Origin of the sequence: Myroides odoratimimus (genome assembly GCF_004337635.1) — a bacterium.
Taxonomy (GTDB): Bacteria; Bacteroidota; Bacteroidia; order Flavobacteriales; family Flavobacteriaceae; genus Flavobacterium; species Flavobacterium odoratimimum.
The window spans coordinates 546,848-558,956 of sequence record NZ_CP037427.1; the positions used below are offsets into that span (position 1 = coordinate 546,848).

A 12,109-nucleotide genomic window follows, 5' to 3' on the forward strand; every position below is an offset into this window, starting at 1 on the left:
GCTTAATCGAAGTTACTTTGTAACATACAAAAACATCATTATGAAAAGAATTATTCTAAGCCTTATCTTATGTGTATCACTAGTATCATGTTCTAGTGATGACAATAAAGCAGCACAACCAGAAAGCAAAAAGTATCAAACAGAAAATGTCGTTTTACTAGTTATCGACGGACCTAGAATGACAGAGACTTGGCAAGAGACTACACAAGCACATATCCCTAACCGCATCGCTCTATTAAAAGAAGGAGTTTTTATCAGCAATTTTAGAAACAATGGACTAACCAATACAAATGCAGGACACACTGCCCTTATCACAGGTGTATATGACAGCATTAAGAATAACGGTAAAGAACTTCCTACTAATCCTTCTGTATTACAACAGTGGTTAAAACAAACGAAGAAAGATAATAGCAAAGCTTGGGTGGTAGTATCTAAAGATAAATTAGAAGTACTAAATAACACTAAAAACCCTGATTGGAATAATAAGTATATGCCTAAAGCGGATGCAGGAGTAGCTGGTAATGGGACAGGGTATAGAGCAGATAAAGTAACTATCGAAAACTTTAAAAAAGTAATCACAACTGACAAACCTAATGTAGTTGTTATTAACTTAAAAGATGTAGATAGCTATGGACATGCTAACAAATGGAATGAATACATCCAAGCTATCAAAACAACTGATCAAAGCATTAAAGATATTTGGGACTTCTTACAATCTCAACCAGATTATAAAGACAAAACAACCCTAATGGTATCAAATGACCATGGACGTCACTTAGATGGAGTCAAAGATTCTTTTGTCAACCATGGAGATAATTGTCTAGGATGCCGTCATATCGAATTCTTCGCTATGGGGCCAGACTTCAAACAAAATACAACAATAAGCACCGGTAGTTATGAACAAATAGATGTAGCGAATACAATGGCTGAACTACTAGGAATAAAATTAGACTACAGTAAAGGTAAAGTGATAAAAGACATATTTAAATAAAACATGTGACTTAACACATAAAGAGGGGTATCTTCATGAAGACACCCCTCTTTTACATTTGTAATAAGTAATAATCTATAATTTTTAAAATGCAGGATTCACATTGCCTTTAGCAGTTCTAGTATATGCTTTATGTGATTTCACATAATTAACCTCTACTTTCCCTTTTACTAATACAGAAGTTTTTACAGTACCATTAGGAGATATAGTAAAATAATCCGATTGATACTTTTCATCTTTTATAGTTGTCACTTCTACTCGTCCATCTAATGGAATATTTGCACTAGACTTAACATTATAATTAAAGCTAGTATATTCTACTGAAGACCTGACAACTACATTCGTATTTACAAGTTCTACTATTACATCTCTTTCGTTGCTTTTCATACCATCATCACTTGATGAACAACTAAATAAAAACACAGACATTGCCAATGTTAAAAACAAACCTATACTTCTCATAACCATAATTTTTATTGCAAAGTAAAAGCATATTATATAAAAAAATAAATATACTAAGCTATTTTTAACATAATTAACCCAAAAAGTATCACATCAGTATAGGGTATGGAGACAATCTATCCTGCCTTTGGAAATTTATACATCGGTGGGGTTAAGAAATCTCTTGTAGGCATCCCGCGATTTGGAAATGCATCAAAGTTGATTGGGGTAGCATACACTTTATAGCCCTTTACATAATCTCTTTCAACTACTACTCCTTCTTTCTTCACTAGAACTTCTCTGTGTTCTCCCATATTAAGAGAAAATCTATCCGACTTTATCTTCTCATTATTTATAGTAACTACTTCTACATACCCTTGCATAGGTGTACGCACTGTAGACCTAATAGTAAAGTAAAAGTTAGTGTACTGCTTGGCTTTCCTAGTTTCTACAGATGTACCCTTGTATTGAATACTGACATCTTTATTGTTTACTTCTAAATCTTCTTTTGAACATCCAGTAACAAAAACCATGACTAACATCATGATAACCAAACTTATATTTTTCATGTTATTATTATTTTAGGGCGTCAAAGTAAAATAAAAACAACAAAAGTTTATATCAAAAAAATATTATTTAACGTAAATACAAAACAGAAAACAATAAAATTAAGATTAAAAAATATAGTTTATTAAAATAATCATTAAAAAGCAAATACCAACACTAGAAACTAAACATAAAAACTAGTTTACACTACTATAAAACTCACTACCATTCTTCAAATGTATAACTATGACTGAAGCTCAAATCAAAGTTCTTATATTGCTCCTTGATTAATTCTATACACTCTTCTCTAGTCCCTTCCTTCTGATAAGATCCCTGTTTACTCACTATCGGAATATCTATAATCCATATATCATCTCGTAACCAACCGAACTGTAAAGTATCGTCCTCTCCCTTAAATATTCCAATAAAAGTACCTTCTTCTGTCGACAACTTTTTAAAACACGTGATTACCTCTAGCTCTGTAGCACCTTAGACTCTTCTCCTTCTTGACCTTGATCAGTAAGAGCGTCATAGTAAAACAACTTGATCATATCTATCTCTTTATATCTCCAAAATTAAACAACTCTATGCAACTTTTAACAACAAAAAAAGAGCATTACCTCAGCAATGCTCTTTATTTATATCATCTAGTTACTTGTGCGTTTAGGTCCTTTTGACTCTGGCCACTCTTGACGTTCTCCTTTACTGTCTAATGGAAGAACAATCTTTTCTCTAGATACCAACTCTTTCTCCTCACTTGCTTTATAAGCCATGATAGCGATCAGAATAGCGTTGTTCTGTACATCGTCATAAACGATCTTGTCAGCTGTATCTCTGTTTGTATGCCAAGTATAATTACCATATCCCCAGCTCAATGAACTCATCATAAACCCAGGTATATCTTTACTTACAAATGATACATGATCTGAACCACCTCCTGAAGGCGATCCAGGAAAGTGAGTCTTAATCTCTTTCTTATATTTCTCAGGCACTGCGTATAACCAGTCTGTAATATATTGATAAGAGTTTAAGAACCCTTGTCCAGAGATATTAGCCACACGTCCTGTACCGTTATCTTGGTTGAATACTACTTGTATCTTATTGTGTAGTTCTGGGTGATCTGCTACGAAAGCACGAGACCCATTTAATCCTTGCTCTTCACTTCCCCAGTTACCGATTAGGATAGTACGTTTAGGATTAGGCAATACCGCTTTTAAGATACGAGCAGCCTCCATCATCGTGATGATACCTGTACCGTTATCCGTAGCACCTGTACCACCATCCCAGCTATCTAAGTGTGCAGATAAGATTACATACTCATCTCCTTTCTCTCCACCTTTAAGCTCAGCTATTGTATTATATGTCTTCGTAGTACCAAGGTCTTTTGACTGTGCATTCACATGGATATGAGGTTTCTTACCATTCTCTGCTAATCGATATAGCATACCATAATCTTCTAATGCGATATCTATAGTAGGTACTTTTTTAGTCTCTGCCCCAAAGATTCTATTAGACCCCATGATACCTGTCCAGTATGACATTAGCACACCAGCAGCTCCTGCATCTTCTAATACTTTAGGCAATTCCTTAGCTGTATATCCTGTATTTGTGATACGAGTAGCCCACGCTTTCTCAGCTGCAGCTTTCTCTTCTTTCATTTTAGTATAAGACTCTTCAGTAGCAAAAGTTTGCCATTGGTAGTCTGGTCTTCCTGTAGGTTGGTGCATAGAGATCATGACATACTTCCCTTTTACAGAAGGTAACCATGCATTAAAGTCAGCCTGAGAAGCCACATCAGCTAATATCACTACTTCTCCGTCTACTCCTCCTTTTTTAGAAGCAGGACTCCATGCCAGTTGCATTCCCTCTAATGACTTAGTACGAGGTGAAGTCATCGTGATCTGTGTAGTACCACGCTCCCATGCCTTCCATGTTCCATACTCTTCATTACGCGCCTCGAAGCCCATAGAAGTGTACTGATCCTTCACCCAATTATGTGCTTGCATCATCTGTGGTGTCCCTACTAAGCGAGGTCCGATGACATCCATTAGTTCAAATGCATACTTCTTTAACTGAGAATTAGTAGTTCCTTCTTTTACGATAGCCTCTACTATAGGATCTTGTTTTTGTGCTAATACTAGCGCACTAGACAGTAAGGTCACCCCTAGTACACTATGTGCAATCGTCTTACTGATTACGTTTGTGATTTTCATATTGGTCAGTGTTTAGTTTAAGATGGGCAAATTACACATTTTAACCATACTTCCAAGACTAATAATCGCCTATTTCACCATAAACACTAGATTATACAATAAAATTCACAATAATTAGTTTCTATAAATACTCATCACATAATTTTAATCACTTTTCTTTACATAATTAGAGCTACACTAATCATAATATTCATACGTAATCTCCTTCTCACTTACTAGCACATCCCGTTCTACATATACTTCCTGCTTCGTAATATTCCCATAACTATCGTATCCCTTATTCATTACAGTATATTTAGCATCCGTAGAGGTTAATACGTCTTTCTGTATATACCCATTCTGATATCCACTATTATCATACATAAACTTCGACAATGAGTTTATCTGTACACTCTCTCCATCCTTTGCTATCATCTGCATAGAGCTTACCTTTCCTTCTTTATCTACTGCCCCTTTTATAGTATTACTCATAGAAGGAGTATTACTATAAGATGTAACTACGGTATAGACTGCAGGAGAAGACCACTTCTGTATCGCTTCACTTATCACAGCTCCTTCATAGTCATATCCTTTTAATATGCGCTGTTGTCCATTATATGGTTCATATTTAAGGATACCATTACTACTAAATTCTAACAACTCAGTATCTAACTCATTGTCTAGAGACTCCATCGATATCTTATATCCGTTCTCATCATACAGACTTATTCTCTGTGACACAACATTAGAATCAGACAGACGTATGACCTCTGTTACAGTCTTTACCCTTCCTCTAATTCCCTCTAACTTGGCATCACTATATGGTGTAGTACTCCCCTCTGACTTACACCCTACTAGCATCACTGCTAGCACCAACATTAACTGCTTCATCATTTCTTTTTCCTTTCGCTATTTTTTATTAATCGTAATATTCATACGTATAGACCTTATAATTATTTAACTCCCCAGATCGGTCAATACTCTCTAACTTTAAGATATTCCCTTTGTCATCATAACCTGTTTCTACTAAATAAAATTCTTTTTTTTCTGAATTGGCAATATCATTAAAAACATAACTAATAGGCTCATTCTTATCACCATAGCTATACACTACATTATAGTTACTATGAGGACTAAACTCACCTTCCTTATGACTCTTATATTTTAAAGATTCTACTTTGCCTTCCTTATTAAGTTTAACTATTAGTGTTCCATAGATAGGGGTGTATCCAAGATAAGTTCGTTCATGTATATACCTATCTTCTGCCTCCCATGTTATACTACCTTTAAAGATGTACTTACGATCTTTATTAAGCTTATTAACTTCTCTTTTATTTCCTATATATTCCTTATATACTATTATATTCTCTTGAGTTGATATAGAATTAACTTTATTATCATTAGAAGTAAAAGTACGATTCACACTCTCTAAACAATACCCTTCCTTACTATAAGTAATTACTGTTACCTCTACCTCATCAGAGCCTGGTTTGTACCTCGAAATAGTACGAGATTTAACTTGTCCATTTAGATTCTCTAATCGCCAATCCGTAGGTGGGGTAACGTCCACCCCCTTATCACACGCCTGTAAAGACAATATTATCAAAATCAATAGCACACATCTTTTCATATCGAATTTTATGTTAAAGATACGCTATTCCTTCATTATCTTATTCTAAAATTATTACGAAAAACGTTATCATCTTAATTTTTCTCTACCAAATCTCTTATCAAAATAAGCAGTCCTAACCTAGGTAAAACAAGAGATTAACAATAATATACCTCCTACTTCTATACCCCATCTTGAAAATGTACCTTTGCGCAGATTTTTAATTAAAAGATTTTTAAAACAATGAAAAACCTTAAAGGAATTCTATTCGCATTGATTTCTTCGGGTACATTTGGTTTGGTGCCTTTGTTCTCCTTACCATTGATACTGCCGAACTTGCGACCAGAAGGAGTGGCTGCTATAGGCATACCGACCATTCTATTTTATCGATTCTTATTTTCATCTGTGACTATGGGCGCAGTATGTTTGTACAAAAAAACAAGCTTAAAAATTTCTATTAAAGATCTAGCAGTCGTCTTTTTCTTGGCGTTATTGTATGCCGCAACAGCCAAATTCTTAGTCGATGCGTATGAGTATATAGATAGTGGTCTAGCCACTACTGTACACTTCTTATACCCTATATTCGTCAGTATCGTCATGATTATGTTCTATAAAGAGAAGAAGTCTATCGCACTCTTAGTAGCGTCTATTCTATCACTAGTGGGAGTGGGTATGATGTGTATACACGGTGAGGCTTCACCTTCACTGATCACAGGATTAGTACTCTCTGCTCTGACGATATTCACCTATGGACTGTATATCGTAGGCTTAAATAAATCTAGAATATCAGAGATGAACTTTGATTCATTGACCTTCTATGTATTATTAATGGGGTGTTTAATCTTCTTATTCTACTGTCTTTTCACCACAGGAATACAGACTGTAACTCTTACGAGTGACTGGATTAATCTTATTCTATTAGGAGTATTCGCTACCTTCATTTCTGACCTATGTCTAGTACTAGCAGTGAAGCATGCAGGTAGTACTGTCACCTCTATCTTAGGGTCTATGGAGCCAGTAGTAGCAGTACTAGTAGGTACCTTATTCTTTGCAGAGCACTTCGATTGGATGTCTGCTATAGGTCTAGTATTCGTATTGGGTGCTGTAACCTTAGTCATTATCGCTAATCAGAAGAAATAGTAATTGGTTTACAGTTATCGGTTTACGGTTAACAGTCTTGCCCTATAGGCATAATGTATTGATATAATAAGACTAAACGATTTCACACCTTCACAAAAAAAAGATTTCACAAAAAAGCCTGCTAGGTTGTCTAGCAGGCTTTTCTATTCTTGTCTATTAAGCTTCTCTTTCTAATACATCATCAAGACTCTCTTTGCGTACATCTACTAGCTTCATCTGCGGATAGACGAACAGTTGCTGTTTTGCATAAATATCTTTAATGATGGCTAGACATTGTGCTTTATCAGCATACATCTGCGGATTGACTAATGTAGGAGGATTTAACACCTCTACTAAGATACGGTCTTCATCACAGTGAAACTGCATCGTGTGTGCACCTACTGTAATACCGACGAAGTTATCCACTAAATCTATCGTCTCTGAGAATATCTCGATACATTCTTCTAGTGTTAGTTCTAGATTCTCTTCAGATAAATTCTCATAATAATCTGTATAAAATACTGTAATCATACTGCGCTTTAATTGTTATAACACCTTCTAGACAACGCTATCTCAGTGGAAGTACAAAGGTATCGTTTTTTTCATTTTTTGCCTTATCCTCCTGAATCTTCTCTGTAATTAAAACTCAAATCTTCAAAATAACTCATCACCGTGTAAAGAGCCAATACATGAAGAATACGTGGAGTATAAAAGGATATTCCTTCGACAAACAATCTCTTAGCTCCACCATTCTCAGTGTATTGTCCCACTATTGTCGAACAATCTGCGATAAAACCCCATGAATACTGGCTTTAAGCTAGATATAGAACAATAGCCAAATCATACTTAAAACAAATAAATAGCTAAATATCAATCTCTTAACAAAAAAAACACTAATCAAAAAATATATACAGCTTTTTTCTATTAACTACCTAAAAACGTCAAAAAAAGGGATGTGCTTAAAAAAAACAGTTCAAAACTGCTAAAAAGAGAGAAAAAACAGCTCTTAAATAGATAAAAACAAAAAAAGTACAGCTATTTATTTACCTGATACTTTCTTCTTAAGGGAGTTATGCGCGCTCCACACATACTGTTGTAAGAGATAAAAGAGGATACCTCCTATGATATAACAGCCTATATCATATAGATCTGCTGTATAACGAGAAGTGTGCTGAGGAAGGTAATATTCAAAGTAAAAAGCATAATATAAAACTACACTAGCGATCATCAGAGGAGATAACTGATAGGTGCTCCCTTTCCACAGGCGTAGAATGACTAATATCACTGCCATCGTAAGCGGAATAGATAGGATATCGTTGACATAATTATTAATAAAGGATGGTAACGCTACCTCCAGACGCTGTGCTGTATAGATAGCTCCCCCCACTACTAGCATAGTGATAAAAGTCCAATGCTTCAATACACTCATGCTACTATCATCCCGATTAGCCAAGCTATAAACATAGTCACTGCCATCACAGTAAACCAAACGCCATAGACTAGCTTAAAAAATAAACGTACTAGCAGCCACGGATGCTTCGTCATACGGAGTAAAAACTTCTCTATAGCAGAAGGCTCTTCGGCTAATGCCTTAGCGATGCGTTCGCGTTCTAGGTGCTTGCGTTCTTCTTCACGTTGCTGTACCATATTCAATGCATGTCCACATGATATACAGTTATCTGTATCTACATTAAATGTTCCGCATTTAGAACAGCGAATATGTACTTGTCCTTTAGTCATAAATCAAAATAATCTTCTGTCTTCAAAACTACTATTTTATAGTACAATAAAAAAAGCCTTTACTCCAATAAGGAAATAAAGGCTTCTTCCGTTAATAAAAATATAGTTATTACTTTTGATCTACGTTATGTTGTCCATGAGCACCTCTTCTGTGTTCCATCACTTCTAGATTCTCATCTACGAAGTATGCACTACCGAATCCGTTCACATAAGAACCTTTAACTGGCTTAAAGTTAAACATGATGAAGTCTTCCAAGTTATCTAATACTTCTACTACCTTACCATGTCTTTCTCTTAAGTCAGCGATTGCTTTCTCGTATAATGGATTTTCTTTCTCGATTAACTCTGCTTGAGTATCTAAGGTTAAACGGTGTCTAGCATATAATTGTTTAGATACGCTCTCATCTTCTACAAACATGAATGATACTTGCTTGCGGTCACGTAAGTTCTTTGTATGTTTTGCCATAAAAGAAACTAATATCTGAAACTCATTTCCTACTCTAGAATAAGGAGCTGTACTTACTAATGGTGTTCCGTCCTCGCTGATAGTAGCCATCATTACTGACTTACACTCATTGATTAATTCTTCGATTTTAGGAGCTTTAGGCTTTACTTTATGCTGATCGAAATTTGGGTTTATTGTATCTGTACTCATCTCTTATAAATTTTAATGAAGCGAAGATAATAAATTATTTAAACTAAATAAGAATAAGAAAGTAGCTTTAACAACATTATACCATAAAGACACAAATAAATACACCAACTATCCGTACTAGGTTTAAATAAATCCCATAGAAGCGTGTGTATAAAAATAATTGTATTTTTATCGCCTAGTCAAGACAACAATGAAAAGAACACTTTTAATAGCACCACTATTATTACTATTAATGAATTGCGGTAGTTTTAATTCTACTACAAAACGAAAAGGGAAAACATTTAAAACAACAGTATTAGACCATGCTGTAGAAAAAAGTTACTTACTAATCACAGAAACTTATGCAGATGGAAAATCAAATACCTTAAATAAAGATAAAGAGAATACAGAGACAGAAGTACGCAACTTCTTATTTACCTATGATGAATATGGTCAACTAGTCAATACGTATTCTAGTAATATCATCAATGGAAAAACAACTAATCCCTCTAACTTAGGAGTAGTACTAAATGATAAAAAACAATTGACGACCATATCACTAGATGAAGATACTGATAAGTTAAAAACTGTTTATAAAGACAATATCCTTCATCAAATCACACATTATGAACCAGAGTTTAAAGAGCTAGTCGTTAATACATTTACGTATGATAAGCATCAGTTGCCTGTACATGCTCGATTAGGTAATGAAAGCAAACCTAATGAAGTCATCAATCTTGACTTCACGTATGACCTTAATCAAAATGTGCGTACCTATAAGAATCCTCTAGAAGTATTCTCTTTTAGGTATGATGATAAGCGATATATGCTAGAAGGGCAACCATATTACTATAATCCATTCTACTATATGTCTATAGACTGGCTGACCTTTACTACATATGCTCCTAAAAACAACATTGTGGAGTTCGAAGATGATGAACACATCACTACGATAAATTATACGTATAATACAGAGAACCTACCGATCACAGCTAGAGTTAGAAAGACTTCTAAAATAAATGCACTAGATAGTAGAGTGACATGTGAATATGAGTTTTATTATAAAGAATTAGAGGTAACCCGTCTAAAAAACAAGAAAAGAAAATAGACTAATAGCTTATTAATACTAGCTATCTAACCATATTATAACGCGATAAAACTAGCTATACTAAAATTAGAATTAGAAAATTGATGTAGTTATATGTTAAAACATTAACTTTATCTAAAAGTATAGATAGATATACTCAACCAAAAAGAGTGGCCTCTACTAGTCCAAAACGATTAGTACTATAAAGAGGTTTATACGATAGTGCTTGGCTTTTTGATTTTGGGTTCTTCTAGAAGAGTATACTTAAACCCTATATCTCAGTAATTAATAACCCTGAAAAGAAATGAGAAGAAATCTACTATTAATGTCATTATTATTCCTTCTTGGAAGTATGAATAGTTACTCTACAGAAAAGGTAAGTCCAAACGCACAAATAAAGAAGCTGACTGTAGTGAGCCAAGTTGTTGAGAAGAACTATGTCCCAGTAGATAGCTCAACCCTTATCGATAATGTGAATGTAGTAGATGGAATTACTTCTAGTACAGAGGTATCTATCACTAAATATGACTTTAATTATAATGATTTAGGTCAACTGACTTCCGTAGAATCTTACTTAGTAGAGAATGGAGCACCTACTAGTTCCTTCAATGCTACAATGGAGTTAGATGAGAATAATCTACTACGCAAGGTCACCTATGGAGAGAATAAAATGAGCTTAGACCTAGTATATGACAACAAGATACTGCAGTACACAGAGTTTAAGGATTTATACTATGACGAGTCTAGAGTAAGTAAGATAGTCTATAATAGGCTAGACTTGCCTGGTTCTATAGAGATATCTTCTAAGCCACAGTATTCTGATCCTGAAGTAACCGACTTTATCTATGATCCTAATAACAATCTAAAGTTAATCAACCTAGATAGCTATAAGACAATCTATACTTATGACCAAAAAAACTACCCATTTGCTTATTTGCCTTATGCTTATAATGTGTCAAACTCCCTCAGTGCTAATGAACTGATGTATACTAATTATAACCAACAAAACAATGTCGTTAAAATAGAGAATAGCGATCTTCTAACTACGATAGAATACACTTATAATGCTCAGGATCTACCACTGACTGCTAAGGTAAAAACAGTAGTCAAGTCTATGCCTAACGAGCAACCGAGTATTTATGAATATGAATTCACTTATAGAGTAATAGAACTGATGTTCTAACAAAGAAGGTTAGCCATTGGCTAACCTTTTTTGTTATTATAAATCTAACTGATAGATATAATCATCCATTACATATCCACCACCGATATCAAAAGTCTTAGACTCTATACACTTCATATTATTGCGGATATAGAAGTCTATAGCACGTTGGTTATTTTTATTCACAGTAAGATATACAGCAGTAGCTCCCTCTCGCTTAGCGTAGTCTACTACGTGCTCAAACATAAAATGCCCTAAGCCCTTTACTTGTTTATACACATTGGTATACAACTTAGAAAGAAACACACGATTATCCTCCATAAGCTTATAGTTCGTATAGCCTAATAACTCATCCCCTTGCATTAACAGTTCCCATTGGTACCCTTCTTTTAGTTCACCTAATATACGCTCGTCACTATACATCATCGGTAGCATATAATCTATCTGTTCTTGCCCGATAATATGAAGGTAAGTATCCTCCCAAATCTTCTCTGCTAAAGGAAGAATTAGGTGTATATTATGTTTATCTACAGGTATAAAAGTGGTTGTTTCTGCTAAGTTATTCATTGTTATAATTTTTTATAAGGC

Annotated in this window: 16 protein-coding genes; 4 read left to right on the forward strand and 12 right to left on the reverse strand. The window is 34.5% G+C overall.

Annotated features, from left to right (window positions below):
• The first annotated feature begins 40 nt into the window (after positions 1–40).
• Positions 41–991 carry an alkaline phosphatase family protein gene (locus tag E0Z07_RS02655; RefSeq protein WP_131540194.1) on the forward strand — a complete coding sequence of 317 codons (951 nt, stop codon included), beginning with the start codon at positions 41–43 and terminating at the stop codon, positions 989–991.
• A gap of 84 nt (positions 992–1,075) precedes the next feature.
• Here the strand turns inward: E0Z07_RS02655 and E0Z07_RS02660 are convergent, their stop codons facing one another.
• From E0Z07_RS02660 to E0Z07_RS02685, 6 genes are all read right to left on the reverse strand, one after another.
• Positions 1,076–1,453 carry a hypothetical protein gene (locus tag E0Z07_RS02660; protein WP_131540195.1) on the reverse strand — a complete coding sequence of 126 codons (378 nt, stop codon included), beginning with the start codon at positions 1,451–1,453 and terminating at the stop codon, positions 1,076–1,078.
• A 116-nt stretch (positions 1,454–1,569) separates the two neighbouring features.
• A complete protein-coding gene (locus E0Z07_RS02665) occupies positions 1,570–2,001 on the reverse strand; it encodes a hypothetical protein (RefSeq protein WP_131540196.1) in 432 nt (143 codons plus the stop codon).
• 199 nt (positions 2,002–2,200) lie between these two features.
• Positions 2,201–2,428: a hypothetical protein gene (locus tag E0Z07_RS02670; RefSeq protein ID WP_225581498.1), complete on the reverse strand. Its 228-nt coding sequence runs from the start codon at positions 2,426–2,428 to the stop codon at positions 2,201–2,203.
• A gap of 197 nt (positions 2,429–2,625) precedes the next feature.
• Positions 2,626–4,191, reverse strand: a complete 1,566-nt coding sequence (locus tag E0Z07_RS02675; RefSeq protein WP_131540197.1) for a M20/M25/M40 family metallo-hydrolase — start codon at positions 4,189–4,191, stop codon at positions 2,626–2,628.
• A 177-nt stretch (positions 4,192–4,368) separates the two neighbouring features.
• Positions 4,369–5,064 (reverse strand): hypothetical protein, encoded by a 696-nt coding sequence (locus tag E0Z07_RS02680; protein ID WP_131540198.1) that lies wholly within the window; start codon positions 5,062–5,064, stop codon positions 4,369–4,371.
• A gap of 25 nt (positions 5,065–5,089) precedes the next feature.
• A complete protein-coding gene (locus tag E0Z07_RS02685) occupies positions 5,090–5,800 on the reverse strand; it encodes a hypothetical protein (RefSeq protein WP_131540199.1) in 711 nt (236 codons plus the stop codon).
• A gap of 222 nt (positions 5,801–6,022) precedes the next feature.
• Between E0Z07_RS02685 and E0Z07_RS02690 the strand changes: the two genes are divergently transcribed.
• Complete coding sequence (locus tag E0Z07_RS02690) at positions 6,023–6,919, forward strand: DMT family transporter (protein ID WP_131540200.1); 897 nt, start codon at positions 6,023–6,025, stop codon at positions 6,917–6,919.
• A 156-nt stretch (positions 6,920–7,075) separates the two neighbouring features.
• On the opposite strand, the gene E0Z07_RS02695 is transcribed toward E0Z07_RS02690, so the two are convergent.
• The 5 genes from E0Z07_RS02695 to E0Z07_RS02710 all read right to left on the reverse strand — a co-directional run bounded on the left by E0Z07_RS02695 (position 7,076) and on the right by E0Z07_RS02710 (position 9,293).
• Positions 7,076–7,429: a hypothetical protein gene (locus E0Z07_RS02695; protein ID WP_041894120.1), complete on the reverse strand. Its 354-nt coding sequence runs from the start codon at positions 7,427–7,429 to the stop codon at positions 7,076–7,078.
• An 83-nt stretch (positions 7,430–7,512) separates the two neighbouring features.
• Complete coding sequence (locus E0Z07_RS17980; RefSeq protein ID WP_165868438.1) at positions 7,513–7,668, reverse strand: hypothetical protein; 156 nt, start codon at positions 7,666–7,668, stop codon at positions 7,513–7,515.
• Between the two features lie 269 nt (positions 7,669–7,937).
• Positions 7,938–8,327, reverse strand: a complete 390-nt coding sequence (locus E0Z07_RS02700; protein WP_131540201.1) for a hypothetical protein — start codon at positions 8,325–8,327, stop codon at positions 7,938–7,940.
• A complete protein-coding gene (locus E0Z07_RS02705; RefSeq protein ID WP_006259545.1) occupies positions 8,324–8,638 on the reverse strand; it encodes a hypothetical protein in 315 nt (104 codons plus the stop codon). The genes E0Z07_RS02700 and E0Z07_RS02705 overlap by 4 nt, the downstream gene beginning before the upstream one ends.
• 109 nt (positions 8,639–8,747) lie before the next feature.
• Complete coding sequence (locus E0Z07_RS02710) at positions 8,748–9,293, reverse strand: HugZ family pyridoxamine 5'-phosphate oxidase (protein ID WP_006259546.1); 546 nt, start codon at positions 9,291–9,293, stop codon at positions 8,748–8,750.
• A 190-nt stretch (positions 9,294–9,483) separates the two neighbouring features.
• On the opposite strand from E0Z07_RS02710, the gene E0Z07_RS02715 reads away from it, so the two are divergent.
• The gene (locus E0Z07_RS02715; RefSeq protein WP_131540202.1) at positions 9,484–10,380 is read left to right on the forward strand and encodes a hypothetical protein; all 897 of its coding nucleotides are present in this window, start codon (positions 9,484–9,486) and stop codon (positions 10,378–10,380) included.
• Between the two features lie 283 nt (positions 10,381–10,663).
• Positions 10,664–11,542 (forward strand): hypothetical protein, encoded by an 879-nt coding sequence (locus E0Z07_RS02720; protein WP_131540203.1) that lies wholly within the window; start codon positions 10,664–10,666, stop codon positions 11,540–11,542.
• Between the two features lie 36 nt (positions 11,543–11,578).
• Here E0Z07_RS02720 and E0Z07_RS02725 read toward each other — a convergent pair whose 3' ends face one another.
• Positions 11,579–12,088, reverse strand: coding sequence for a GNAT family N-acetyltransferase (locus E0Z07_RS02725; RefSeq protein ID WP_131540204.1), 510 nt, complete (start codon positions 12,086–12,088; stop codon positions 11,579–11,581).
• Between the last annotated feature and the right edge of the window lie 21 nt (positions 12,089–12,109).

What these genes read in the sequence shown, in the direction of transcription:
- E0Z07_RS02700 (WP_131540201.1), bottom strand. Translation starts at nt 8,327, where the DNA reads ATGAGTGTATTGAAGCATTGGACTTTTATCACTATGCTAGTAGTGGGG.
- E0Z07_RS02705 (WP_006259545.1), bottom strand. Translation starts at nt 8,638, where the DNA reads ATGACTAAAGGACAAGTACATATTCGCTGTTCTAAATGCGGAACATTT.
- E0Z07_RS02720 (WP_131540203.1), top strand. Translation starts at nt 10,664, where the DNA reads ATGAGAAGAAATCTACTATTAATGTCATTATTATTCCTTCTTGGAAGT.
- E0Z07_RS02725 (WP_131540204.1), bottom strand. Translation starts at nt 12,088, where the DNA reads ATGAATAACTTAGCAGAAACAACCACTTTTATACCTGTAGATAAACAT.
- E0Z07_RS02710 (WP_006259546.1), bottom strand. Translation starts at nt 9,293, where the DNA reads ATGAGTACAGATACAATAAACCCAAATTTCGATCAGCATAAAGTAAAG.
- E0Z07_RS02690 (WP_131540200.1), top strand. Translation starts at nt 6,023, where the DNA reads ATGAAAAACCTTAAAGGAATTCTATTCGCATTGATTTCTTCGGGTACA.
- E0Z07_RS02680 (WP_131540198.1), bottom strand. Translation starts at nt 5,064, where the DNA reads ATGATGAAGCAGTTAATGTTGGTGCTAGCAGTGATGCTAGTAGGGTGT.
- E0Z07_RS02665 (WP_131540196.1), bottom strand. Translation starts at nt 2,001, where the DNA reads ATGAAAAATATAAGTTTGGTTATCATGATGTTAGTCATGGTTTTTGTT.
- E0Z07_RS02675 (WP_131540197.1), bottom strand. Translation starts at nt 4,191, where the DNA reads ATGAAAATCACAAACGTAATCAGTAAGACGATTGCACATAGTGTACTA.
- E0Z07_RS02685 (WP_131540199.1), bottom strand. Translation starts at nt 5,800, where the DNA reads ATGAAAAGATGTGTGCTATTGATTTTGATAATATTGTCTTTACAGGCG.
- E0Z07_RS02660 (WP_131540195.1), bottom strand. Translation starts at nt 1,453, where the DNA reads ATGAGAAGTATAGGTTTGTTTTTAACATTGGCAATGTCTGTGTTTTTA.
- E0Z07_RS02715 (WP_131540202.1), top strand. Translation starts at nt 9,484, where the DNA reads ATGAAAAGAACACTTTTAATAGCACCACTATTATTACTATTAATGAAT.
- E0Z07_RS02695 (WP_041894120.1), bottom strand. Translation starts at nt 7,429, where the DNA reads ATGATTACAGTATTTTATACAGATTATTATGAGAATTTATCTGAAGAG.
- E0Z07_RS02655 (WP_131540194.1), top strand. Translation starts at nt 41, where the DNA reads ATGAAAAGAATTATTCTAAGCCTTATCTTATGTGTATCACTAGTATCA.